At 54.8% G+C, this 25235-nt stretch carries 24 protein-coding genes; 16 read left to right on the forward strand and 8 right to left on the reverse strand.

What is annotated here, in order from left to right; genetic code table 11:
- The first annotated feature begins 11 nt into the window (after positions 1-11).
- From rnc to leuS, 11 genes are read left to right on the forward strand one after another with little or no spacing between them, the layout of a single operon-like run.
- Complete coding sequence (gene rnc, locus B5F54_RS07950; protein ID WP_087232843.1) at positions 12-692, forward strand: ribonuclease III; 681 nt, start codon at positions 12-14, stop codon at positions 690-692.
- On the forward strand, positions 689-1714 hold the full coding sequence (locus tag B5F54_RS07955) for an elongator complex protein 3 (RefSeq protein WP_087232846.1): 1026 nt from the start codon (positions 689-691) through the stop codon (positions 1712-1714). Before rnc ends, B5F54_RS07955 begins: the two co-directional genes overlap by 4 nt.
- Entirely contained in the window at positions 1705-5283 is a 3579-nt protein-coding gene (gene smc / locus B5F54_RS07960; protein ID WP_087232848.1) for a chromosome segregation protein SMC, read from the forward strand. The genes B5F54_RS07955 and smc overlap by 10 nt, the downstream gene beginning before the upstream one ends.
- Before the next feature lie 46 nt (positions 5284-5329).
- On the forward strand, positions 5330-6238 hold the full coding sequence (ftsY, locus tag B5F54_RS07965; RefSeq protein ID WP_087232851.1) for a signal recognition particle-docking protein FtsY: 909 nt from the start codon (positions 5330-5332) through the stop codon (positions 6236-6238).
- Between the two features lie 11 nt (positions 6239-6249).
- Positions 6250-6828, forward strand: coding sequence for an XTP/dITP diphosphatase (locus tag B5F54_RS07970; RefSeq protein ID WP_087232854.1), 579 nt, complete (start codon positions 6250-6252; stop codon positions 6826-6828).
- Positions 6818-7372, forward strand: coding sequence for a GNAT family N-acetyltransferase (locus B5F54_RS07975; protein ID WP_172749635.1), 555 nt, complete (start codon positions 6818-6820; stop codon positions 7370-7372). The genes B5F54_RS07970 and B5F54_RS07975 overlap by 11 nt, the downstream gene beginning before the upstream one ends.
- On the forward strand, positions 7366-7671 hold the full coding sequence (locus B5F54_RS07980; protein ID WP_087232860.1) for a YhbY family RNA-binding protein: 306 nt from the start codon (positions 7366-7368) through the stop codon (positions 7669-7671). The genes B5F54_RS07975 and B5F54_RS07980 overlap by 7 nt, the downstream gene beginning before the upstream one ends.
- A gap of 24 nt (positions 7672-7695) precedes the next feature.
- Positions 7696-8292 carry a nicotinate (nicotinamide) nucleotide adenylyltransferase gene (nadD, locus tag B5F54_RS07985; RefSeq protein WP_087232863.1) on the forward strand — a complete coding sequence of 199 codons (597 nt, stop codon included), beginning with the start codon at positions 7696-7698 and terminating at the stop codon, positions 8290-8292.
- Between the two features lie 27 nt (positions 8293-8319).
- Positions 8320-8892 carry a bis(5'-nucleosyl)-tetraphosphatase (symmetrical) YqeK gene (gene yqeK / locus B5F54_RS07990; protein WP_087232866.1) on the forward strand — a complete coding sequence of 191 codons (573 nt, stop codon included), beginning with the start codon at positions 8320-8322 and terminating at the stop codon, positions 8890-8892.
- A 24-nt stretch (positions 8893-8916) separates the two neighbouring features.
- The gene (gene rsfS, locus B5F54_RS07995; protein WP_087232869.1) at positions 8917-9285 is read left to right on the forward strand and encodes a ribosome silencing factor; all 369 of its coding nucleotides are present in this window, start codon (positions 8917-8919) and stop codon (positions 9283-9285) included.
- Positions 9286-9306: 21 nt separating this feature from the next.
- Positions 9307-11721, forward strand: coding sequence for a leucine--tRNA ligase (leuS, locus tag B5F54_RS08000; protein WP_087232872.1), 2415 nt, complete (start codon positions 9307-9309; stop codon positions 11719-11721).
- A gap of 590 nt (positions 11722-12311) precedes the next feature.
- On the opposite strand, the gene B5F54_RS08005 is transcribed toward leuS, so the two are convergent.
- A complete protein-coding gene (locus B5F54_RS08005) occupies positions 12312-12608 on the reverse strand; it encodes a DUF1294 domain-containing protein (protein WP_087232876.1) in 297 nt (98 codons plus the stop codon).
- Entirely contained in the window at positions 12605-12973 is a 369-nt protein-coding gene (locus B5F54_RS08010) for a zinc ribbon domain-containing protein (RefSeq protein WP_087232879.1), read from the reverse strand. Before B5F54_RS08010 ends, B5F54_RS08005 begins: the two co-directional genes overlap by 4 nt.
- Positions 12974-13181: 208 nt before the next feature.
- Here B5F54_RS08010 and B5F54_RS08015 point away from each other — a divergent pair, with 208 nt between their 5' ends.
- A complete protein-coding gene (locus B5F54_RS08015) occupies positions 13182-14474 on the forward strand; it encodes a glycoside hydrolase family 10 protein (RefSeq protein ID WP_087232882.1) in 1293 nt (430 codons plus the stop codon).
- On the opposite strand, the gene mtaB is transcribed toward B5F54_RS08015, so the two are convergent.
- The gene (gene mtaB / locus B5F54_RS08020; protein WP_087232885.1) at positions 14471-15769 is read right to left on the reverse strand and encodes a tRNA (N(6)-L-threonylcarbamoyladenosine(37)-C(2))-methylthiotransferase MtaB; all 1299 of its coding nucleotides are present in this window, start codon (positions 15767-15769) and stop codon (positions 14471-14473) included. The two genes, B5F54_RS08015 and mtaB, sit on opposite strands and share 4 nt — an antisense overlap.
- A 100-nt stretch (positions 15770-15869) precedes the next feature.
- Here mtaB and B5F54_RS08025 point away from each other — a divergent pair, with 100 nt between their 5' ends.
- The gene (locus tag B5F54_RS08025) at positions 15870-16106 is read left to right on the forward strand and encodes an HPr family phosphocarrier protein (protein ID WP_087232888.1); all 237 of its coding nucleotides are present in this window, start codon (positions 15870-15872) and stop codon (positions 16104-16106) included.
- Between the two features lie 69 nt (positions 16107-16175).
- Here B5F54_RS08025 and abc-f read toward each other — a convergent pair whose 3' ends face one another.
- Positions 16176-18068, reverse strand: a complete 1893-nt coding sequence (abc-f, locus tag B5F54_RS08030) for a ribosomal protection-like ABC-F family protein (RefSeq protein ID WP_087232891.1) — start codon at positions 18066-18068, stop codon at positions 16176-16178.
- 95 nt (positions 18069-18163) lie between these two features.
- Positions 18164-18601: a hypothetical protein gene (locus tag B5F54_RS08035; RefSeq protein WP_087232894.1), complete on the reverse strand. Its 438-nt coding sequence runs from the start codon at positions 18599-18601 to the stop codon at positions 18164-18166.
- Between the two features lie 303 nt (positions 18602-18904).
- Here B5F54_RS08035 and B5F54_RS08040 point away from each other — a divergent pair, with 303 nt between their 5' ends.
- The 3 genes from B5F54_RS08040 to B5F54_RS08050 all read left to right on the forward strand — a co-directional run bounded on the left by B5F54_RS08040 (position 18905) and on the right by B5F54_RS08050 (position 21106).
- Positions 18905-19690 (forward strand): sugar phosphate isomerase/epimerase family protein, encoded by a 786-nt coding sequence (locus B5F54_RS08040; RefSeq protein ID WP_237966594.1) that lies wholly within the window; start codon positions 18905-18907, stop codon positions 19688-19690.
- 102 nt (positions 19691-19792) lie between these two features.
- Entirely contained in the window at positions 19793-20254 is a 462-nt protein-coding gene (nrdR, locus tag B5F54_RS08045) for a transcriptional regulator NrdR (protein ID WP_087232897.1), read from the forward strand.
- Positions 20255-20311: 57 nt separating this feature from the next.
- On the forward strand, positions 20312-21106 hold the full coding sequence (locus tag B5F54_RS08050) for a class I SAM-dependent methyltransferase (protein ID WP_087232900.1): 795 nt from the start codon (positions 20312-20314) through the stop codon (positions 21104-21106).
- 191 nt (positions 21107-21297) lie between these two features.
- On the opposite strand, the gene B5F54_RS08055 is transcribed toward B5F54_RS08050, so the two are convergent.
- The 3 genes from B5F54_RS08055 to pyrB all read right to left on the reverse strand — a co-directional run bounded on the left by B5F54_RS08055 (position 21298) and on the right by pyrB (position 25209).
- The gene (locus B5F54_RS08055) at positions 21298-23037 is read right to left on the reverse strand and encodes a PASTA domain-containing protein (RefSeq protein WP_087232903.1); all 1740 of its coding nucleotides are present in this window, start codon (positions 23035-23037) and stop codon (positions 21298-21300) included.
- Positions 23038-23213: 176 nt separating this feature from the next.
- The gene (locus B5F54_RS08060; protein ID WP_087232906.1) at positions 23214-23960 is read right to left on the reverse strand and encodes a YebC/PmpR family DNA-binding transcriptional regulator; all 747 of its coding nucleotides are present in this window, start codon (positions 23958-23960) and stop codon (positions 23214-23216) included.
- A 190-nt stretch (positions 23961-24150) separates the two neighbouring features.
- Positions 24151-25209 (reverse strand): aspartate carbamoyltransferase, encoded by a 1059-nt coding sequence (gene pyrB, locus B5F54_RS08065; protein WP_191395316.1) that lies wholly within the window; start codon positions 25207-25209, stop codon positions 24151-24153.
- Positions 25210-25235: the final 26 nt, after the last annotated feature.

Below are 25235 nucleotides of genomic sequence, written 5' to 3' on the forward strand. Positions count from 1 at the left end.
GAGGCCGAAAAATGGACTATCGAGAATTTGAAGAAAAGCTAGGGCACCGTTTTCACAACAAAAAATACCTCATCACCGCATTGACCCATTCCTCCTATGCAAACGAAGCAAAGGGCAAGGAAGAGAGCAACGAGCGCCTGGAGTTTTTGGGCGATTCGGTGCTCGGGTTTGTGGTTGCGGATTATCTGTTTAAAAATTACACGCAATTTCCCGAGGGGGATCTCACCAAAAACCGCGCTGCCCTGGTGTGCGAAAAGGCATGCTGCGGCTTTGCGAAGCAGATCGACCTGGGGAATTATCTGCGGTTGAGCCACGGCGAGCAGAATTCCGGCGGGCGCACCCGCTCGTCCATTTTGGCGGATGCGTTTGAGGCGGTGATCGCCGCCATTTACCTGGACGCCGGTATGGAGGAAGCGCGCAAGTTTATCCTTCGCTTTGTCCTGCCCATGCTGAAGGCACACAAGCCAAAGGCGTTTAAGGACTACAAGACCGCCCTGCAGGAGATCATCCAGCAAAACCCGGAGGAGCATTTGGAGTATGTGCTTACGGGCGAGAGTGGGCCGGACCACGATAAACATTTTACCGTGGAGGTCCACCTCAACAGCAATGTGATCGGCAAGGGGGGCGGCCGCAGCAAGAAGGAAGCGGAGCAGCAGGCGGCGCGCGAGGCGTTGGAGCTGATGGGCTATTGAGACACGCCAATGTTGCCCTGTTTGTGCCCCACAACGGCTGCCCGCACCAATGCAGCTTTTGCAACCAGAGAAGCATCACCGGGCAGCAGACCCAGCCGGCGCCGGACGATGTGCGTGCAGCGGCCCTTACAGCTATGCAGAGTATCCCCTGTGCAGGACAGGCGGAGATCGCCTTCTTTGGCGGGAGCTTTACGGCGATTGAGCGTGGCTATATGGTTTCCCTTTTGGATGCGGCGGCGCCGTTTGTCCAAGAAGGCCGCTTTTCCGGGATTCGGATTTCTACCCGGCCCGATGCGGTCGGTGACGACGTCCTTGCACTGCTCAAGAAATACGGCGTGACTTCGATCGAGCTGGGGGCGCAGAGCATGGAGGACCGCGTCCTCGCCATGAACGGGCGGGGGCATACGGCGGCACAGGTGGAGGATGCGGCTAGGCGCATCCGTGCACAGGGCTTTTCCCTGGGCTTGCAGATGATGACCGGTCTTTACGGCGACACGCCCGCAGGCGCGGAATATACCGCGCGCAGGCTTGCGGCCTTAGAGCCCGATACGGTGCGCATCTATCCAACCATCGTGATGCGCGGCACCGAACTGGAGGAAAAATATCGCTCGGGTGTCTATCGCCCGATGGCCTTGGAGGACGCCGTGGAGCTTTGCTCCCGCTTGTTGGCGTTTTTTGAGAACCGCGGCATCCGCGTGATCCGTTTGGGGCTGCACAGCACGCCGGAGTTGGAGCGCGGCCGTGTAGCAGGGCCCTGGCACCCGGCGTTTCGGGAACTCTGCGAGAGTAAGCGGATGTTCCTCCGTTTGATGGAAATATTGGAAGGCAATCAAGTTTCAAAAGGAACGATTGAAATCAAAGTAAATCCCAAAATACAATCAAAAATGGTTGGGCAAAAGCGGGCGAATCTTGATCGCCTGCGGGAGAGAGGGTATTCGGCCCGCGTGACGGCGAACGCGACGCTGCCGGAGCATACAGTTACCATTGCCGCTTTGGAGAAGGATGTGACAGCTTGCTTTTAAAATCGTTGGAAATACAGGGGTTTAAAACGTTCCCGGATAAGACGACCCTCAAATTTGACCGCGGGATTACAGCCGTGGTGGGGCCGAACGGAAGCGGCAAGAGCAATATCAGCGACGCGGTGCGTTGGGTGCTGGGGGAGCAGTCTACCCGGACGCTGCGCTGCACCCGCATGGAGGATGTCATCTTCAACGGCACGCCGGCCCGCAAGCCCCAGGGATATGCAGAGGTCACCCTCACCATCGACAATTCCGACCGGCGGCTGGATTTTGACGGCGATACGGTGGCGATCACGCGCCGGTATTACCGTTCCGGAGACAGCGAATACCTCATCAACAAAGTGGCGGTCCGCCTGCGGGACATCAACGAGCTGTTCATGGATACCGGCCTGGGCCGCGACGGATATTCGATCATCGGGCAGGGCAAGATCGACAGCATTGTCGGAGCGCGCAGCGAGGACCGGCGGGAGATCTTTGAGGAAGCGGCGGGGATTTCCCGCTTCCGCTACCGGAAAGAGGAGTCCGAGCGCCGCCTAAGCCAGGCGGAGGAGAATCTGCTGCGCCTGCGGGACATCCTTTCCGAACTGGAAGACCGCGTCGGCCCCCTGAAGGAACAGGCGGAGAAGGCGCAGCAATATTTGGAGTTTGCCTCCGAAAAGCGCACCTTGGAAATCGGCCTGTGGCTGAACACCCTCGAGCGCTCCGGCCATGTCCTGCGGGAGCACGATGATCGCATCGTCATAGCAAAGAACCACTACGACGAGTTGGAAGAGCAGCTGGCGGCGATTGAACAGCAGATTGAGGACAATTTTGCGCAGGCGAACGCATGCACGGCAAAGGTGGACGAGGCGCGCCAGGAAGCAGCCCGCATGGAGGAAGCTGCTGTGGCCAAAGATGGCGAAGGGTCCGTCCTTGCGAACGACATCCTACATAATCGGGAGAACATCGCCCGCATTGAGCGGGAAATCGAGCAGTCCAACCAATCCGGAAAGGATATGGACGAAGAAATCGCGCAGAAGAAGGCGGAAATCGAGGAAAAAGCGGCGTTTATTGCGGAGAAGGAAGCGGAAAGCGCCGCGTGCACCAAGCGCCTGGAGGAACTGCGCCAGGGCATGGGGGAGACGGCGGCGCAAATCGACCGTTATTCCCGCCAGATTGACGAATTGTCTACGGAATCCACCCAGGAAAAGCTGGCCTCCATGACCGCCGCATCGACCATCTCGGAAATCCAACTGCGGATGCAGACAGTGGAACAGACGTTGGCGGAAAAGCGGGAGCGCGCAGAAACGTTAAAACAGAGCGATGCGGACTTTGCCAAGATGCTGGCCGATACGGAAAGCCGCATCCAGGCGCTTTCCAACACGGTCAAAGGATATGAGATGCGGCTGAATTCCCGCCGCCAGCGCGCGGAAGCCGCCAAGAAGCAGAGTGAAAAACTGCATCTGGACGCCAACGAATGCGCCCGCCGCGCCCGCCTGTTGGAGGATCTGGAGCGCAATCTGGAGGGCTTTTCCCAAAGCGTCAAGCTGGTGATGAAAGAGGCCAAGCACGGCACCCTTCCGGGAATCCATGGACCGGTTTCCCGCCTGATCAAGGTCCCGCGCGAATACGCGGTCGCGATCGAGACGGCCTTGGGCCCGGCCATGCAAAATATCGTGGTCGGCAGCGAGCAGGATGCAAAGCGCGCCATTGGCTTTTTGAAGCAGCGCGACGGCGGCCGGGCGACGTTCCTGCCGCTGTCGAATATCCGGGGGAATGTGTTGAACGAGCCGGGATTGGAGGAATGCCCGGGCGTGGTCGGCATCGCCGGGAAGCTCTGCACCTGTGACGAGCAGTACAACGGGATCCTGCATTCCCTTTTGGGGCGCATCGTTGTGGCGGAGGATCTGGACGCCGCGACAGCGGTCGCCCGGCGGTACCGCTACCGGTTCCGCATCGTCACCTTGGACGGCCAGGTGGTCAATGCGGGCGGTTCGTTGACGGGCGGTTCCCTGGCGCGCAATTCCGGGTTGCTGAGTCGCGCTTCGGAGATCGAGCGCATCAGGGCGCAGGCGGATCAGCTCCGCGAACAGGCGGAACAGGCGGCCGCAGCCCTGCGCGCTGCCAACGAAGAGGCCAGTGCAGCGGAGGCCGCTCTAACCGGTGCGAAGGGCGAATTGGCGACGGCGCAGGAGGAACGCATCCGGATCGAAGCGGAGCACAACCGCGCCAAAGCGGACCGGCAGACCATCGCGGCGGACATCGCCGCCTTGGAACAGGAGAGCGCCGTTGCAGCCGGGCGTCTGGAAGAACAGCGCGCCATCCAGAAGCAGGCCGAGCAGAAGCTGGGGGAGGCAACGCTTCAGATTTCCGTTTTGCAGGGAAAGATGAACGAGATCCGTTCCGGCCGCAGCGAACAGAATCAGCTCTCGGACACGCTGTCCAATCAATTGCAGGAGCTGCGCATCGAGAGTCTCTCCGCGCAGAAGGATATCGAATCTTTGCGGGCAACAATTGCGGACATCGAGCGCCGGAAAGAGGACCGCGCCGGGCATGTTGCAGGGCTGCGCCAGGAGATGGAGCGCGTACAGGATTCCATCGTGTCGTTGCAAACGCGCATCGAAGAACTCAAGAAAGAGGCGGCGTCCCTGCGGGAACAGGCCAAGGCGTCCACCGCGCGGATCGAGGAGCTCAATGCCCAGCGGATGGCCTTTGAAAAGAAGTCCGCGGAATTGCGGGCCAAGGAGCGGGAGCAATCCAGTGCGCGGGAAAATGTGGGCCATGAGCTGGCGCGCCTGGAAGAGCGCAAAGCCAGCCTGCAAAAGGAATACGATGAAATTATCAGCCGCTTGTGGGAAGAATACGAACTGACCCGGCGCGAGGCCGAGGAGGTCGCCGCCCCCATCGAGGACGTGGGGCAGTCCCAGAAGCGCTTAAACGAACTAAAGGGCAAGATCAAGGCGTTGGGAACGGTCAATGTGGCGGCCGTAGAGGAATACAAAGAGGTCAGCGAGCGGTATGCATTTATGAACGCACAGGTGGCCGATGTTGAGCAGAGCCGCGACGAGCTGAAGCGCTTGATCGGCGACCTCACCCGCCAGATGCGCGAGCTCTTTATTGAGCGTTTTAAGCAGATCAATACGAATTTCTTGCAGACCTTTCAGGAACTGTTTGGGGGTGGGACGGCAAACCTCTCCCTGACCGACCCGGAGGATATTCTCCATTCGGGCATCGAGATTTCGGTCCAGCCGCCGGGCAAGATCGTCACCCATTTGGAATTGCTTTCCGGTGGCGAAAAGGCATTGGTGGCCATTGCGCTGTATTTTGCCATTATGAAGGTCAGCCCGCCGCCGTTCTGCATGTTGGACGAGATCGAGGCCGCCCTGGACGACGTCAACGTCGACCGCTTTGCGGCATATCTGCGGCGCATGACCAGCAACACACAATTTATTGTCATCACCCACCGCCGCGGCAGCATGGAAGAGGCGGACGTCTTGTATGGCGTCACCATGCAGGATGAAGGTGTTTCCAAGCTTTTGGAGCTGCGGGCAAGTGAAATCGAACAAAAACTGGGGATGGATGCCGCAAAATAGGCGGCTTCGATCTTCGGAATATTTCAAATAGGCAGGTGTTAACCACATGGGTTTGTTTTCGAAAATTAAAGAAGGATTGAAAAAGACCAGGGAGAGCTTCAGCGCTTCACTGGACAATATGCTCGGTTCCTATACGGAAATCGATGAATCCCTCTTTGAGCAGTTGGAAGAGCTGCTCGTCATGGCGGATACGGGCGTCCCGACCGCCGAGCGCATTTGCGAAGAGGTGAAAAAGCGCGTAAAGGCACAGCGGGTTACCGACCCGACCCAGATCTTTGAGATGCTGCGGGAGACGGTGGCGGAGATGATCGCCGGCGATGAGGAGCTGCATGTCCGCACAAAGCCCTCGATCATCCTGGTGATCGGCGTGAACGGCGTGGGAAAGACCACCACCATTGGAAAGATCGCTTCCCGCCTGCGTCAGGAGAAAAAGAAAGTCCTGCTGGCAGCGGCGGATACCTTCCGTGCAGCGGCGATTGAGCAGTTGGAGGTCTGGGCGGAACGCAGCGGCAGCGAGATCGTGAAACATCCCGAGGGCTCCGACCCCGCCTCCGTTGTATACGATGCGATTGCGGCAGCCAAGTCGCGCGGCACCGATGTGGTGATCTGCGATACGGCGGGACGCCTTCACAATAAGAAAAACCTGATGGATGAGTTGGCGAAAATCAACCGTATCATCGACCGCGAACTGCCCGACGCGGACAAGGAAGTCCTGCTGGTGCTGGACGCCACAACCGGGCAGAACGCCGTCAACCAGGCGCGCGAGTTCCAGAACGTTGCAAACCTGACCGGCATCGTGCTCACAAAGCTGGACGGCACAGCGCGCGGCGGCGTCGTTTTGGCAATCCGCGAAGAATTGAAACTGCCGGTGAAGTTCATCGGCGTGGGCGAGCAGGTGGACGATTTGCAGCCCTTTGATGCGAAGGCGTTTTCGGAGGCGCTGTTTACACGATAAGGAGGACGCTTGTGAAATATGTGATGGCAACGCACAACCCCAACAAACTGTTGGAATTGCAGCGCATTTTGGAGCCGCTGCACATAGAAGTGACAACGGCGGATCTACAGGAAGTCGAGGAGACCGGGACGACCTTTGCGGAAAATGCCTATCTCAAGGCCAAGGCCGCCTGCGAGCAGACTGGCCTGCCGGCTGTGGCGGACGATTCCGGCTTGGTGGTGGACGCCCTGAACGGGGCCCCCGGCGTCTACTCTGCGCGCTATGCAGGGCCGGACGCCACAGATGCGCAGCGGATGGACAAACTGCTGCACGAGCTGGACGGCGTCCCGGCAGAACAGCGCACCGCGCGGTTTGTCAGCGCCATCTGTGTGGTTTACCCCGATGGGGAGCGCATGGATGTGGAGGGGGTCTGTGAAGGGAGCGTGGCGTTTGCGCCGCGCGGCCATGATGGATTCGGATATGACCCGATCTTTTTGGTGGGCGAAAAAACATATGCGGAGCTGACCCCGGCGGAAAAGGATGCGGTCAGCCACCGCGGAAAGGCGCTGCGGGAACTCGCGGCCCGCTTGGAGGAACGGCATGGGAACTGAGGTGCAGATCCGTGAAGCGACCCACGGGGATTTGGATCGGGTTGTGGAATTGTACGACGCGATCTGCGACTATTTGGACGCAACGTTCAACTATCCCGGCTGGACGCGCGGGGAATATCCTGCGCGTTGGACGGCAGAGCAAGCGTTGGCCAACGGGGAGCTCTATGTCTGTGCCGATGGAGAAGCGTTGCTCGGGACATGCATCCTCAACGGGGTACAGCCGGAGGGTTACCGGGACATTCCCTGGCAAGAGGGGATTTCCCCGGCGGAGGTTTTGGTGGTGCACACGCTTGCCGTGCATCCTGACCACCTGCGGGAGGGCGTTTCCGGGCATCTGCTGCGGTTCGCCGAACAATACGCCCAAGGGCATGGAAAGCGCAGCATCCGCTTGGACGTCTATGAACGGAATGTCCCCGGCGTACGCCTCTATGAACGGCATGGCTACCATGTTGCGGGAAAAACCGATCTGCATTTGGGCGACAATGGCCCACAAATTTCCCGTTGTTACGAAAAGATCATCGATAAAGGAGAAAGACTATGCTGACCAGTAAACAACGCGCATATCTGCGCTCGCTTGCCGTGGATTTGGATACGATCGTCATGGTGGGGAAATCCGGCATGAGCCCGGAGCTGACCAAACAGGCGGACGACGCGCTGACGGCGCGGGAGCTCATCAAGGGGAAGGTCTTGGAAACCGCGCCGCTTTCTTCTCGTGAGGCGGCGGAACAGATTGCGGCAGACGTACAGGCCGATGTGGTGCAGGTGATCGGCTCCAAATTCGTTTTGTACCGTAAAAATGAAAAGGAACCGAAAATCACTCTTCCCAAACCGGCAAAAAAGTAATAAAATAGTGAGGAATAGAGCAGCATGAACCGGATTGCGATCTTTGGCGGCACGTTTAATCCTATCCACAATGGCCATCTGCACATTGCACAGCAGTTTCAAAAACAGCTGTGTGCGCAGCGCGTGCTGTTTATTCCCACGTTTGTGCCCCCGCATAAGCGGGCCCCGGACTTGGCGCCCGCGGAAGACCGGCTGGAAATGTGCCGTCTGGCGTGTGAAGGAACCCCATTTGAGGTGAGCGATCTGGAGATCCGCAGGGGCGGCCCGAGCTACACGGCGGAGACGCTCCTGGCTTTAAAGCGCGAATACCCGGACGCGGAGCTCTGCTTTCTCACCGGGGAGGACATGTTTCTGACGCTGGAAACCTGGTACAAGCCGGATGTAATCTATTCGTTGGCAACCATCTGTGCGGCGCCGCGCAGCACGGACGGGTTGGAGAAGCTTCGCGCATATGCGGAGAAACTTGCGCGGCATGGAGCGAAGGTCATTTTGCAAAACATCGACTATTTGCCGGTTTCCTCCACCATGGTGCGCGAGGCGGTGCGCCAGAACCGGGCGATTGATGCGCTGGTGCCTGCAGAGGTGGCGCGTTATATCAGGGAAAACGGCCTGTACCATTGAAACTGAATCAAAGAAGGAAGCGGTAAAATGAGCCATAAGGATTATAAAGCGGTCATCAAACCGTTTTTGAGCGAGAAGCGTTACCGTCATTCTCTGGCTGTGGCGGAGGAAGCCGTGCATCTGGCCAAAAAATATGGGGCGGATGAGGAGAAAGCCTACACAGCGGGAATCCTGCACGACATCATGAAGGATATGCCGCCGGAGGAACAGCTGAAGCGGATGACGCGGTACGACATCGTGCTCACAGAGGTGGAGCGCAGCGGCCAAAAGCTGTGGCATGCGATGCTGGGGGCCGCCTATGTGGAACAGGAACTGCACATCGAGGACCAGGACATTTTAAACGCCATCCGCTACCACACGACCGGACGCGCCCACATGACGCTTCTGGAGAAGGTACTGTTTGTGGCTGATTTTACCTCTTCCGACCGGGACTATCCCGGCGTGGAGGAGATTCGCAAGGCTGCTCGGAAGAGCCTTTTGGCGGCCATGCTTTCCGGCATGACCTACACCATCCAGGACCTGGCTGAGCGCCGCTTAGCGATTCATCCGGATACCATCGCCGCATATAACGAAGCGGTGTTGGAGGACCGGGCCATTTAATTTCCAAACAAAGGGGAGAAGACAATGACATCATTGGAACTGGCCAAGGAAGCCGTTCAGATACTGGATAAGAAAAAAGGAATGGATCTCAAGCTCATCGGAATCCGCGATATTTCCGTGCTGGCGGACTATTTTGTCATTGCCACCGGTACAAGCAGTACGCACGTCAAGGCGCTGGCGGATGAAGTGGAATTCCAGCTCAAAGAGCGGCATTCGATTGCAACGGAGCACACCGAGGGTTACCGTTCCAATTCCTGGATTCTGTTGGACTACGGCAATGTGATTGTACATGTCTTTACGGAGGAATCCCGCGCATTCTACGATTTGGACCGCCTGTGGCAGGACGGCGAAACCGTGGACATCACAGAAATCCTGAAGGCAAACGAAGAATAATTTTTGGGAGCGAAACAGATCATGAACAAATATGACCATAAGCCAATTGAAAAGAAGTGGCAGGATAAGTGGGAAGAAGCGGGTGTTTTTCACGCCTCCAACACGGACATGCACAAGCCGAAGTATTATGCGCTGGTCGAATTCCCGTATCCGTCCGGCCAGGGGCTCCACGTGGGGCATCCCCGTTCCTATACGGCGCTGGACATCGTGGCGCGGAAACGCCGCTTGCAGGGCTATAATGTCCTGTATCCGATCGGCTGGGACGCGTTTGGCCTGCCGACCGAAAACTATGCTATCAAGAACCATGTACACCCGGCCATCGTAACGGAGAAGAACATCGCGCGCTTTAAGCAACAGCTCCAGTCGCTGGGTATTTCGTTTGACTGGTCCCGCGAGATCAATACGACGGACCCGGACTATTACAAATGGACGCAGTGGATTTTCCTTCAGCTCTTTAAACACGGGCTGGCTTATAAAAAGGAGATGTCCGTCAACTGGTGCACCTCCTGTAAATGCGTGCTTGCCAACGAAGAGGTCGTGGAGGGCGTCTGCGAACGCTGCGGCAGCGAAGTGGTGCACAAGGTCAAGTCCCAGTGGATGCTGAAGATCACCGAATACGCCCAGCGCCTGATCGACGATCTGGAGCTGGTGGATTACCCGGAGCGCGTCAAGGCGCAGCAGCGCAATTGGATCGGCCGCTCTACGGGCGCGGAGGTGGATTTCTCCACCACAACGGGGGACAAGCTCACCATCTATACCACCCGCCCGGACACGCTCTATGGCGCAACGTATATGGTCATTTCTCCGGAGCACCCGATGATTGAGAAGTGGGCGGACCGGATTCAGAATATGGATGAGGTGCGCGCCTACCAGGCAGAGGCGGCGAAGAAGTCCGACTTTGAGCGCACCGAGGTTGCCAAAGAGAAGACCGGCGTCCGTTTGGACGGCGTTATGGCGATCAACCCGGTCAACGAAAAGGAGATCCCGATCTTTATCTCCGACTATGTGCTCGTTTCCTATGGCACGGGCGCGATCATGGCTGTGCCGGGACACGATACCCGCGACTGGGATTTTGCCAAAAAATTTGGCCTGCCGATCATCGAGGTGGTCAAGGGCGGCGACGTGGAAAAGGAAGCCTTCACGGACTGCGCCACCGGCATCATGGTTAATTCCGGTATCCTGGACGGCCTGACCGTCGAAGAGGCCAAGAAAAAGATCATTGCATTTTTGGAGGAAAAGGGCATTGGCCATGCAAAGGTCAACTTCAAGCTGCGCGACTGGGTCTTCTCCCGCCAGCGCTATTGGGGCGAGCCCATCCCGATTGTATATTGTGAGAAGTGCGGCTATGTGCCGCTGCCGGAGAGCGAGCTCCCGCTGCGCCTGCCGGATGTAAAATCCTATGAGCCGACGGACAACGGCGAATCCCCGCTGGCCCATATGACGGACTGGGTGAACACAACCTGTCCGCATTGCGGCGGTCCAGCCAAGCGCGAGACGGACACCATGCCGCAGTGGGCGGGTTCTTCCTGGTACTTCCTGCGCTATATGGACCCGCATAACGACCAGGCGCTGGCCAGCCCGGAGGCGCTGAAGTATTGGTCGCCGGTGGATTGGTACAACGGCGGCATGGAACATACGACGCTGCACCTGCTGTACAGCCGGTTCTGGCATAAATTCCTCTATGACATCCATGTGGTCCCGACGCCGGAGCCATATGCAAAGCGCACCAGCCACGGCATGATCCTCGGCGAAAACGGCGAGAAGATGAGCAAGAGCCGCGGCAACGTGGTCAACCCGGACGACATTGTCAACGAGTACGGCGCGGACACCATGCGCCTGTATGAGATGTTCATCGGCGACTTTGAGAAGGCAGCGCCGTGGAGCACCTCCAGCATCAAGGGATGCCGCCGGTTTGTCGAGCGCTATTGGAATTTGCAGGGGATCATCTGTGAGGATGAGGGCATCCGCGCAAAGCTGGAGACGCCCTTCCACAAGACCATCAAGAAGGTTACCGAGGACATCGAAAACCTGAAATTCAACACGGCGATTGCGGCGTTGATGACCTTACTCAATGACATTACTGCGGAAGGGTCCATCACTCGCGAGGAGCTGCGCATCTTTACGCTGTTGTTGAACCCGTTCGCACCGCATGTGACGGAAGAGGTCTGGAACGTGATGAACTTCGGCGGCATGGTTTGCGAGCAGGAATGGCCGTCCTACGACGAAGCAAAATGCACGGAAGACACGGTGGAAATTGCCGTACAGATCAACGGCAAGGTGCGTGCGCGCCTGCGCATTGCGGCGGACCTGGCAAAGGACGACGTGTTTGCAGCGGTCAAGGCGGACGAGAAGGTCGCGGCGGAGATTGCCGGAAAGAACATCGTCAAGGAAATCTATGTGCCGGGCAAGTTGGTCAACATTGTGGCAAAGGGTTAAGACTTCATATTTTATAAGGAATAAAGGACTATAAAAGGGGTTGTTCTATGTACAACATGGAATAACCCCTTATTATTTTATTGTAGATAGATGTGATATAAACAAAATAATTTAAATATACAATTATGTATTGACATATGGCGATGTTTTAATGTAAAATTTGAATAAACGTTACTATAAATATGGGAGCTAATGATGAAATACAAAAAAATTTTGCTATTTATAGGCGCTATTTTGATGGCGGTTCTTTTAATCATTTTAGCATCTCTTTTTGTTGGCAATCATGGCGATGATAGCAATTTTCCGGGATCGTCTTCAGTTCCGACGGTAATAGATAACTAATAAAATTGCATTTCTATTGGACAATGCTTTGTAGGAATTGCTGTTGCTCAAATAACGGGAGGACTTTTTTATGTTACAGAATATATTAAATTTGGTGATCTCGGTAGAAGCAATTGTTTTATTGGGCGCCGCGATTGTGCTTTTAATCAAGCTCATTGATAAGGTAAAATAGATAAATTGGGCGTCGGGTATTTCCCCGACGCCCAATTTATCTATACGGATGATTGAAATGCTATAGGATTGCTTTTTCAAAAATGAAAAATTTTATCCCAAGAAAAAGGGACATATTGTAAGATTAAGATCCATAACGCCACCTGCGCTGCAAAGATTGCCGGGATGCCCCACATAAATTTCCGATGCTGGGTTTTGTGATGGATCAACCGCATGGCTGCATACATGCCCACAGAACCGCCCAGGGCGGAAACCCAAAGGAGCGTGGCCTCCGGCACGCGCCAGCGATGCCGCTGCGCCGCACGTTTGTCGTGGATGGTGAGTGCAATGCCGATCAAATTGATGGCGAGCAGATAGATCAAAAGGATTTTCATGGATTTCCTCCTAAAAAAGCGCCGCACTGGGGGCAGTACCGGCTGTTTGCTTCCACATTGCAGCCGCAGTGCGGACAGCAGCGCCGGCCGCTTTGCCGCAGGAAGGATAACGCGGTTGGGTCCGCCTGTGCGTGGGGATCGCGCTCCAGACGGCGGCCTTCCTCCTTTGAGAGTGCATAGATCGAACCACAGCGCGGACATGTGAGAAAATATCGTTTTTGGAAGCGGAACAGCGGGACAAAAAAGAGCGTGAACTGGTGAAAGCTACAGGTGAGGACCGCTCGTACCATGCCGCAACAGGGCAGCATGCAGCTCCGTTCGCCAAGGTCGCGCATACCACTGACAACGCCAAATAGAAAAAACATCTGCTGCACCTCTTTCCAACCAAGCAAAATGCTATAGCTGTATCCTACATGATTTGCGCCTTTCTGTCAAACGCTTTGCAGTACAATGGAAGGCAGAAACGATTGCGCTTAGATGCGCTGTGCCGGCTTCTCCTTCCATCGTTCTATGCTCACATCTTCCTGTTGCCGTTCACAGTTCCGAACCTTTAAGAGAAAGGATGAACAACTTATGGTAATCAAGCTTTTCCACCGCCACAGCCTGCTGGTCTGCATTGGCCTTCTGGCAGGGGTTGTGGCGCTCTGTATGGCGGTTAACTTCTTTGGAAATCAGGAGGATGTTCCAGCACAGGCGCCCCTATTGCCGTCAAGCAGCTTTTCGGACGGGCAGGCGGATTCCTCTGTGCCGGAGATTCCCGTAGAACCCGCCTCAGAGGACGAGATGCGCGCGGTATGGGTGCCCTATATGAGCCTCAATATGAGCCAGGAGAGCGACCGGAGCGAAGCGGCCTTTCAACAGAAATTTGACACCATTGTGGAAGAAGCAAAGCAGTGCGGGATGAACGCATTGGTGGTACATGTGCGCCCGTTTGGGGATGCGCTCTATCCATCCAACTATTTCCCATGGTCGCACATCGTAGGGGGGACGCAGGGGACGGACCCCGGCTATGACCCGTTGGAATATATGGTGGATGCTACGCACAAGGCCGGGATGGAGTTCCATGCATGGATTAACCCCCTGCGCATCCAGTCCGGCGGCGATACCCCTTCGGCTTTGGCGGCAGACAACAACTATACCGTCTGGCATCAGGACGCCAGCAGGGATGGCTGGACCGTCCAGACCGCGACCGGCAAGTATTATAACCCTGCCTACAGCGGCGTCCGGAAACTCATCGCGGATGGCGTGAAGGAAATAGTGGAAAACTATGCGGTGGACGGCATCCAGTTTGACGATTACTTTTATCCCTCCGAGGATCCCGCGTTTGACGAGGGCGCGTATAATGCCTATGTGGAGTCCGTTTCACGGAGTGGGAAACCGCTGGAATTGCTGGAATGGCGGCAAGCCAACATCAATGCGATGGTGTCGCTCACCTATAGCGAGATCAAAAGCGTGAATCCCGACGTCCAGTTTGGCATTTCTCCACAGGTCAATGTCTCCAACGATCTGAAAATGGGTGCGGATGTCGAATCTTGGTGCTCGGTGCGCGGCTACGTGGACTATATCTGTCCCCAGTTGTATGTCAATTTTGAAAACCCAGTGCTCCCTTATGACGTTGCCGCAGAGCAATGGCGTGAGATGACCACCGACCCCAATGTCAAGTTGTACTTTGGATTGGCCGTCTATAAGGCCGGTTCAGATGCCGACGGCGGCACGTGGAAAAAAGCGGACAATATCCTGGCGCAGCAGGTTGCCCTTGGGCGCCAGGTCAAATGCGACGGGTTTATGTTTTACAGCTGCGAATACTTGGATCACGACCAGACAAGGAAGGAAATGGAAAACGTAATGAAGCAATTCGCCGGTTAAATATTTTCCTGAACCGTACCATAGCAGTTGTTGCCATCCGTTTCACGCAGCAGAACGGGGAGGATTTTCCCGCGCAGGTCCTTAGCGCTGGAGACTTTGACCGGCGTATAATTGGCCGTATAGCCGTCATAGACATGGGGAGCCACTTCCTGTTCAAAGAGAACCGTCTCTACACGCCCCAATTGTGCCTGGAAAAAGGCAGCTTTGGTCTGCTGGGTGGCGGCGATCATCCGGCGGCTGCGTTCCTCTTTGACCCGCTGTGTGATCTGATCGGGCGCGTCATTTGCCTTGGTCCCCGGGCGGCGTGAATAGGCAAATACATGCGCCTTTGCAAACCCGATTTCCTTGGCGAACGCGAGGGATTCTGCAAACTCTTCCTCGGTTTCCCCGGGAAAACCAACCATAATATCCGTGGTGATGGCGCAGTTTGCAAAAGAGGCACGCAGATTTTGAACAATGGTGCGGTATTCGTCGGCGGTATAGTGCCGGTTCATCCGCCGCAGGGTGGCGTTGCAGCCGCTTTGGAGGGACAGATGGAACTGCGGGCAGAGCTTATCCTGCTTTGCAAGGCGCGCGATCACATCCGCGCTGAGCTGCTCCGGCTCCAGGGAGCCGAGGCGCACGCGGGCGATCCCCTCCGGCATACAGGCGGCTTCCACGGCATCGCAGAGGTGCAGGCCAAGCTCCTGCCCATAGGCGGAGAGATTGATGCCGGTCAGCACGATTTCGCGGTAGCCGTTGGCAGCGAGGTGGGCGACCTCTTCCCGCAGCTCTTCCAAGGGCTTGGAGCGCACGCGGCCGCGTGCATAAGGGATGATGCAATACGAACAGAAACGGTTGCATCCGTCTTCGATTTTGATAAATGCGCGGGTGCGCTCAAAAAAGCGCTCGACCTGCATCGATTCGAACTCCGCCGCCTTTTCGTGCGGGACGATGTCCACGATACGCTGGCGGGAGGAGAGGTATTGCAGAATATCCGGGACAAGGGAGTGGCGGTTGGAGTTGCCCAGCACGATGTCGGCGTCGGTCAATTGCTCCGCCAGTTCCGGGAAGGCCTGCGGCATGCAACCGGTCAGCACAATGACAGCGCTGGGATTTCCGCGCCGTGCACGATGCAGGGTCTGGCGGACCTTGTGATCGCTGGTGGAGGTGACCGTACAGGAATTGATCAGCACAATGTCGCTTTCCGCCGCGCTTTCACATGCTGAAAAGCCCGCGCGGACGAGCTGATCGAGCATGGCCTGCGATTCGTATTGGTTGACTTTACAGCCCAGAGTGATGACGCTTACTTTCATTTTATCGCTCCTAATAATTTACAAATTTTGTATTGACCGATTACAGCAGGTGCGTTATTATGAGAAAACAAAGAATGACATCAAAGTGGAGGTTTTTAAAATGAGTCAGATACAAGTGATGCTTACCAGCATCGAGGAGGTCAAGAACTTCGTTTCGCTTACGAACAAATATGCATTCCCGATCCAGATGACAACGGAGAAATATAAGATCGATGCGAAGTCCATCATGGGAGTATTCAGCCTGGATCTGTCGAAGCCGATCAACGTCGTAGTCGAAAGCGACGCGCCGGAGGTACAGGATTTTCTTGCACAAGTAGCGCAGTTTCAAGTGCATTGATAAATAGGTTGAAAAGCTCAGCCATCCGGCTGAGCTTTTTCTTTTGATGTTTGATAAGAAAGGACGGCCCTATTCGCCCAATTTTTCACTCAAAGTACTCCACTCGAGAAACAATTCCTCGTTTTTCGCTTTCAATTCCTCCAATTTCTTGGAAAGCTCCAGCATGGCCTGGTAGTCGCTTACAATCTCCGGGTTTTCCAGCTCTGCCTCCGCCTCCGCAATGGCCTGCTCGGTCTCTTCGATCTGCGCTTCCAAGCGGCGGACAGCGGCGCGGTCCTTGCGGATGGCGGCCTCGCGCTCCTTGCGGAGCTTGTATTCGTTGACCTTCGGAGCGGCCTTCTGCGTCTCCTGGACGGCGACCGCTTTGGCCTTTTCCAAATAGCTGTCGTAATTGCCAATGTATTCCTTCACGCCGGTTTCGTCCAGATAGTAGACGCGGTCGGCGATTTTATTGATTAAATAACGGTCGTGCGAGACGATCAGCAACGTCCCCTCATAGCTCTGTAAGGCCGTCTCTAACGCCTCACAGGAGCCGATGTCCAGGTGGTTGGTGGGCTCGTCCAACAGGAGGAAATTGTCGCGGGAGAGCATCAGGCGCAATAGCAGAACGCGCGCCCGCTCTCCACCGGAGAGGGCGGAAACGCTCTTGAACACGTCCTCCCCCTTGAACAGGAATACCGCCAGTGCGTTGCGGATTTCCGTCTGCGTCATCTGGGGATAGCTGTCCCAAATCTCGTCCAATACCGTTTTTTCCGGATGCAATCCCTCCTGGATCTGGTCGTAATAACCCGTTTCGATCCCCGCGCCAAAGCGGACCTCGCCCTTTGTAGGGGAATGGATGCCCAGGAGCGTCTTGAGAAGCGACGTCTTCCCGCAGCCGTTGGGACCGATCAAAAAGACGCGCTCCCCACGGCGGATGTGCATATTCACATGTTGGAACAGCTGTTTGTTGTCAAAGGAGAGAGCTAGATCGTCCACCATCAGCACGTCGTTGCCGCCGCGCTGCCGGATTCCAAAATCAAAGTGGATGGATTCAACCTCTTCGTCCGGCCGTTCCAGCGTGCTCTCCAGGCGTTCAATCATCTTCAGCTTGCTTTCCGCGGTCTTGATGTTCTTTTCGCGGTTCCATTGCCGTTGTTGGGCGACAACGCCCTCCAACCGGTGGATTTCCTTGGTAGTGTTTTCGTACTTGCGCTGAACGGCCAGGTTGTCCTCTTCCTTTTGCCGGAGATAATTGGTATAGTTTCCCTTATAAAGCGTGAGTTTGTGATTTTCCATCTCAAAGGTGCGGTTGGTGATGCGGTCGAGGAAGTAACGGTCATGGGAAATCACGATGAACGCGCCGGAATAGGCCCGCAGGAAATCCTCCAACCATTCCACGGACGTGATGTCCAGATGGTTTGTCGGTTCGTCCAGGAGCAAAAGATTGGCGCCACAGAGCAGCATTTTGGCGAGCTGAAGCTTCGCCTTCTGGCCGCCGCTCAACACGCCGATCGGCATTCCCATCTGCGCGTCGTCAAACCCCAGCCCCAGAAGGGTGGAACGCGCCCGCGCCCGGCAGGTGAGCCCGCCCAACCGGACGAACTGGTCGTTGAGGAGCGCTTGGCGCTCGATCAGCGCGTCGGTGGGATGCGCCTGCAATGCCAGGTTGATTTCCTCCAATTCCTTCTCCATTGCGAGCAGGTCGGAAAAGACGGTGAGCACCTCGCTGTAGGCGCTGCGTTCCAAATCGCGGCAGACGTGCTGTTCCATATATCCCAGCACAGTGGCATTGGCCTTATAGATATTGCCGCTGTCGGCGTCGAGTTCCCCGGTTAAAATCTTAAAGAGGGTGGTTTTCCCGGAGCCATTGACCCCAACCAAGCCAACGCGATCGTTTTCCTGAATCTCAAAGGACGCATTGCGGAACACAAGGTCGGTGCCAAAGGATTTATTCAAATTGCTTGCACTCAGCAAAGCCATGGAAATTCTCCTTTTGTGGGCAAAGATGCCCGGTCATAAAAATAGGGAACGCCCAAAGACGTTCCCTTCCATTATAAAGAATTCCCAGCATGAAATCAAGATAGATGCTGCTTTAATATCTCGATGGATTTTTGCTGCCCCCGGATGAATTCCTCTGCGAGCTTTTTGGCCCCGGCATCAGCTTCATCCAGCTGGTTCAGCTTTTTGGTCATATCCACGATGCCCATGGTGGTGCCGTTGATCATCATCTCCGCGATATGCGTGGGGGAGGAATCCATCAGCGTGTTCATTTGTACTGAGCCCCACAGCATGGCTTTCTTCATGGCGGATTCTGCATCCGGGGTTTCGCCGGCCTCTGCAAGCATACGCTCGGTTTTGACAGCAAGCCCTTTGTAGGTTTGGCGCTGGCGTTCGATTTCCTCGCGCAGGCTTTCGTCTTTGACTTTTGGGGTGACCAGGTTGGTCGCTTCAATCCCCATATGGGAGGCCTCATAGAGTTCCTTTAACAGCTGGACATTTTGATTTTGGACCATACTTTTTGCCGCCTTTCTGTTTTTGGTTAGTATGTGCGCCGGCATGCCCGTTTAATCTGGCTTTTTTTCGGGGAGGATGGTATAATACAGTTCAGTGTAAGCGGCAGCGAACTTCAAATGATTTTTCCCAAGAGGTTTTGATGCAGCAATCAGCTGCAAATTCCCGGCTGCGATCGAAACACATGGGACAGACCGCCTGATGCAATGGCCTTATCCCTTCAAACGACGGGATTCAAACGTCAAAAGATGTGAAACGTGTTATAATAAAAAGAACGGTATCTAGCAAGAAAATGAGGTGTATGAATGATGCGAACAGGTATTTCCACAGCCTGTCTTTATCCTTTGGAGTTGGAGCGCTCCTTTCAAACGCTTCTCTCCCTGGATTTTCGTTTGTTTGAGGTGTTCTTAAATACTTTTTCAGAGTTTACGCCGGATTATCTGCGGCAACTGCGCAATGTGGCGGATGCATACGGTGCGGAGATTAAATCGGTACATCCGTTTACCTCCGGCTATGAAGGGTTCCTATTGTTTTCTGAATACGAACGCCGGTTTGAGGATAGTTTGGAGTTTTATAAACAGTATTTTGATGCGGCAAACTGTCTGGGTGCTTCGATTGTGGTGCTGCACGGGCAAAGGGACTATGCCAATGCTGGCATTTCCGAAGAGACCTATTTTGAACGGTATGCGACGCTCTATGCGTTGGGGCAGTGCTACGGCGTAACCGTTGCGCAGGAAAATGTCAATAAGTTTCGCAGTGAGTCCCCTGGGTTTCTCCGGCGGATGCGCGCGTATCTGGGGGATACGTGCGCATTTGTGATCGACTTGAAGCAGGCAGTCCGCGCAGGGCAGGACCCTTTTGCGGTCTGTGAAGCCATGGGGGAGCGGATTGTCCATGTGCATATCAACGACAACGCCCCCGGCTACGATTGCCTGCTGCCTGGCCGCGGGACCGTGGATTTTCAGCGGTTCCGGGAGATGCTGCTCGGTTTTCATTACCAAGGAGATTTGATGATTGAGGTTTATCGCAAGAACTTTTCGGCCCTTTCGGAATTGCAGGAGGCAAGGGACGTTGTACAACAGCTCGTATAAAGGAAAAAGCGACCCTTTTCGGACAAAACATCTTGCATTTTTTCTCATAAATATGTTACAATTTGATAAAATCATACAATTTCTTGTGGAGGGGTAATAGCTGTGAAATGTCCGTATTGTGGTTATGATGAAAGTAAAGTGATCGATTCGCGCCCAACGGACGAAGGGGAACGTATTCGGCGGCGTAGGGAATGCTTAAAATGTGGGAAACGTTTCACAACTTATGAGGTCATCGAGACAGTTCCGATCATTGTCATTAAAAAGGATAAATCCCGCGAGAGCTTCGACCGCAATAAGTTGTTGAATGGCCTTTTGCGCGCCTGTGAGAAACGCCCGGTTTCCATTGATACCTTAGAGCGTGTTGTGGATGAAATCGAGGGAAGCTTGCAGAATTCCTTGGATCGCGAGGTCCCATCAAGCCTGATTGGAAAGTACGCGATGGAGAAATTGAAAACCATCGATGAGGTTGCATATGTGCGCTTTGCCTCCGTCTATCGTGAATTCAAGGATATTGCAACCTTTAAAGAAGAATTGGACCGGATGATGAAAGCCCGCAGGGATTGATTGTATACGAGAGAAGATGGCGCAGTTTTGTGCCATCTTTTTTATGGAGGGATTGCCATGGCGGTTGTAAATCCAAAGGTGGACGGTGGGAAGCCGTTTGATTGGGGAAAGGCATCCGCAGATTATGCAAAATATCGGGACATCTATCCCGAAATGTTTTACCGGCAGATTTTAGACGCCGGCCTATGTGTACAGGGGCAAACCGTTTTGGACTTGGGGACGGGGACGGGAGTTTTGCCGCGCAACCTGTACCGCTATGGCGCGCAGTTTGTAGGGATCGATCTTTCGCCGGAACAGATTGAACAGGCCCGGCGGCTCGCAAAACAGGCGGGTATGCAGATCGATTTCTTTGCTTGCCCGGCGGAATCCGTGGATTTTCCGGATCATACTTTTGATGTGGTCACAGCGTGCCAGTGCTTTTTCTATTTTGATGCAAAGAAGCTTTTGCCAAACTTGCGACGGATGCTCCGGCCCGGGGGACGGCTTGCGATCCTCTATATGGCATGGCTGCCGGGGGAGGACCCCATTGCACGTGCAAGCGAGCAATTGGTACTCCGCTATAATCCGTCCTGGAGCGGCGGGGGAGAGACCAGGCATCCCATCGAACTGCCTCCTGAAACCGAGATGTATTTTACGGTCGAACAGGAATACCTGTTCGATTTAAAGATTCCGTTTACCCGGGAAAGCTGGAACGGCAGAATGAAGGCATGCAGAGGGATCGGGGCGTCCCTCTCTGAAAAGGAAGTAGCGGCGTTTGAAGAAGCACATATGCAGCTTTTGCAGCAAATTGCGCCGGAACATTTTTTCATTGAACACTATGCGGCGATGACCGTTTTGCGCGTTAAAAAATAGGCCGGCCAGTGAAGCATTTTGGCCGTTTGCGAGGTTTATATATCGGAAGCCATGGTGCGCCTGTTCAGACAGAAGTGTGTTAGATGTTGTGCTGGATCGCCCACAATGGTTACAAAGGGATATAAACATATAAAAAAGACAAGCTGGGAAATCTTTTCCCAGCTTGTCTTTTTTATATAACCCATTGCCAATTATTCCACCAAGGGAATAGACGATTGCTCTTCTGTAGACGGTTCCGCAGGTTCGGAAAGCAACGCATCCGGATTTTCCGGACCCTTGCTGATGACGATGACCACCTGAGACCCATAGGGAAGTTCGCTCCCTTCCTCCAAGCCTTGGTAGCCGATCGCATAACCGGATGGAATCGTATCGCTGAATGCTTCGGCCTTTGTAGGGACAAAGCCTGCCGCGGTAACCGTTGTGGAAGCATCCGCGAGTGTTTTCCCAGCGATGGGCGGCAAGGTGCGGATCTCCGGACCCTTGCTTACCACCACAACGATGGAGCCGCCGCGTTCCATTTCTTCCCCAGGGGCAGGCGATTGCGAGATGACTTCGCCCTCCGGAACCGCATCGTTGAATTCTTCGGAGGAGCGGAGCACTTGATAGTCTGCCCCGGAGGAAGTGACCTCAATTAAAGAATCGTAGTTCTGCCCGATTAGGTTCGGAGCTTCGATCTTATCGTTTGGAATGGCCGACTCGCCAGGGGTTAACTGTAGCATAGCCGCTTCTTCGCCGCCGGATGCGTCGGAAGAGGATAAACTGGTTTCGGCTCCAGACTCCAGCCCTTCAGAGGTCTGTGTTTGGATAAAAGGCCCTCCATAAGAAAGCCAAATAACGCCGACGGCTGTAAACAAGACCAGCGCCACCAAGCAAGGAATTAACATCCAGGCCGCCGTGTGTTCTTTCTTTTGGGGAGGTTCCCGATTTTCAAGCCCTTCCGAAAGTTCCGGCCCCTCGATTGTAGCTGTAATCGTTGGTGCAGCGGAAAGCTCGGCACGCAACCGCTCAAATGTAGTTGTGCGTTTGTCCGGCATAACCTGCAGTGCATTCGCCAATGCTGTCACCACATGGGGCGGAATGGTGCGCAAAATATTGGTCGGAATCAAAAGCCGCGGGTCTTCCCGCCGCTTGAGGGCGTCCTGTGGCAATTCCCCGGTCAATGCAAAAAACAGGGAAGCTGCAAACCCATATACGTCCGTTGATTCATCGGGCACATACCCCATCACATACTGCTCAATGGCGGCACACCCCGGCGTCAGATCGGCCGGAAGATCGGCATCCGCACGGCGGACCGGCGCAATGCAAAAGCTTCCCAGGACCATCCTTCCATCCTTCATGATGCGCAGCGTATCGGGGGAAATCCCCAAATGGCTGATTTTTGCCGTATGCATGGTGCTCAGAGCGGAAAGGACCGGCATAAAAAGCTGCCGGGCGGCGTTCCAGTTGAGGTTGCCGCCGCTGCGTTCGACATAATAGCGCAGCGGAATGCTGTCGTGCCATTCGGATACGGTGTAAGCAGTGTGATTCTCCTCGAAGATATCGTAAATCTGGACAATTGTGGAGAGTTCCCGCAAATGGGCAATATCACGTGCATAGCTGAGAAAATCCGCAAGGTATTCGTTGAATGCCACTTCGTTGCCCGGCAGAATACGAATATCGGCCTCGCCGTCCGTACGTTCGCATAGGCTCTGCGGGAAGAATTCCCGCACCTCTACAGGCAGGCGGAGCACCGTATCGTATCCAATATAGGTCATGCCTTCGCCGTTGTTGGATTTCATACGTCCAACAATGTACCGGTTCTGTAACATAACCCGCAGAGGCAAGGCATGCGGCGCCTGTGGCTCGCCGGACTGGCAGCCGCAATTGGGACATTCACTTTTTCCGGCTGTATCCGACATACAGTTCATGCACAGGTTTTCATAACCAGCCATGTCGTTTCCTCCACTTCTGTGGAACCGCATGGTGGGGCGGCTGCTCTTTGCCGCCCGGTCCTTCATCCCCTTTGGTTGTTTGATGGGAAAGACCTTTCCAGGAAGCGCCCGCTTCCCGGTTCCTTCGACGGTTCCTAAACTTTATACATTACTATTGTTGCAGAAAGGAACCGTTTTTATTCCTCGTCGTCTTCGTCTGCGTTCTCCCAGTTGTGCCATACGTTCTGCACGTCGTCGTTGTCTTCCAAAGCGTCCAACAGGCGGCGCATCTTAGTGATGGCGTCCTCATCGGTCAGGGTGGTGTAGGTACTCGGCACCATTTCCACTTCCGCAGAGACGAATTCGTATCCCTTTTGCGTCAGGTCGTCCAGCACGCCGCTGAAATCATCCGGCTCTGTATAGATCTCGAAGACATCCTCGTCCGCCTGGAAATCGGAAGCGCCCGCTTCGAGGCAGTCCTCCATGACCTTGTCCTCTTCCAATCCCTCGCGCTCGATGACGAGTACACCCTTCTGCGAGAACATGAAGGAAACGCATCCGGAGGTGCCGAGGTTTCCGCCGAATTTATCAAAGTAGTGGCGCACATCGCCGGCCGTGCGGTTGCGGTTGTCCGTCAAGGTCTCGACAATTACCGCGATGCCGCTAGGACCATACCCCTCGTATGTAATGTTTTCATACTTGGCGTCGTCCCCTTCGCCCGCTGCCTTTTTAATGATGCGTTCAATATTTTCATTCGGCACATTAGCCGCCTTTGCTTTGGCAATACAATCCTTCAATTTGGAGTTGGAAGCCGGGTCCGGGCCGCCGCCCTCTTTTACCGCCACCGCCAATTCGCGTCCGATCTTTGTAAAGATCTTGGCTTTTGCGCCGTCTGTTTTTTCCTTCTTCCGCTTAATATTATTCCACTTCGAATGGCCTGACATAGAAAAATCCTCCTGCCTGTTCCAGATGGCTGGCGATCAAACCGTCTTCCAAGGAACCCCCAGCCTACTGTGTTTTTATACGTTTACAATACGTTTTATCATATCACAATTTTTTGTACCTGACAAGATAATAACAACCCATCGGGAGACATTCCTCTTAGAAAATCCTCTCGAAAGGGAAGAGACACCCTCAAATCAGTGTCCGGCCGTCGCAGTATTTGCATTCGAGCATATCGCCTGTTTCGAAATAAAGCCGCGGCAGATAGGGCTCCGTCTTGGTAATGCACTTGGGGTTGGAGCATTCCACCGGGTGGGAAGACTGCGTCGGCGGCTTTTTGCGCTTGTACTGGGGATTCATCAGCATGCTGAAGATCAACGCCATGCGCGCATACATCCCATAGACCGTCTGTTTAAAATAAGCGGCGCGCGGGTCCTCATCCACGTCCGGCGTAATTTCGTCTACGCGCGGCAGAGGATGCAGCACCTTCAAGTCCCGTTTGCCCATGTTCAATTTTTCCCGGTCGAGTACGTAGACGCCCTTTTGCGCTTCGTATTGTTCGCGGGTCGCGAAACGTTCCTGTTGGATGCGCGTCATATAGAGCACGTCCAGCATGGGCATTGCTTCACTCAGGCTGGAAACTTCCACATATTTGCACCCGGCGGCGTTCATGATGTCCTTGACATAATTGGGCAGGGCCAATTCCGGCGTGGAAATCAAAACAAAGGAGTTGTTGTGGTACCGTGTCATGGTCTTAATCAGCGAATGCACGGTGCGCCCGTACTTGAGGTCGCCGCATAGGCCGATGCACAGGTTGTCCAAACGTCCCTTTTCATTATATAAGGTAACGAGATCCGTCAATGTCTGCGTCGGATGCAGGTGCCCGCCGTCGCCCGCGTTGATGACCGGGACACGCGAGTACATCGCTGCGGCTTCCGCCGCGCCTTCCAGCGGATGGCGGACCACCAAAATGTCCGCGTAGCCGCTTACAACCGTCACCGTATCCTTCAAGCTCTCGCCCTTGCTGACCGAGGAGCTCTGCGGATTGTCAAAACCGATGATCTCGCCTCCCAAACGGAGCATTGCCGTTTGGAACGACATCTTTGTGCGGGTTGACGGTTCATAAAACAAGGTTGCCATGATCTTGCCGCGGCAGGACTCGCAGTATTCCTTTGGATAATTCCGAATCTGATTGGCCAGCGCGATCATCTCACCGATCTCTGCCAAGCTGGATTGATCCAAATCGATCATGTTGCTGATCTGCACAATGCCTCCCA

Origin of the sequence: Anaeromassilibacillus sp. An250 (assembly GCF_002159845.1) — a bacterium.
In the GTDB taxonomy this organism is placed as follows: Bacteria; Bacillota; Clostridia; order Oscillospirales; family Acutalibacteraceae; genus Anaeromassilibacillus; species Anaeromassilibacillus stercoravium.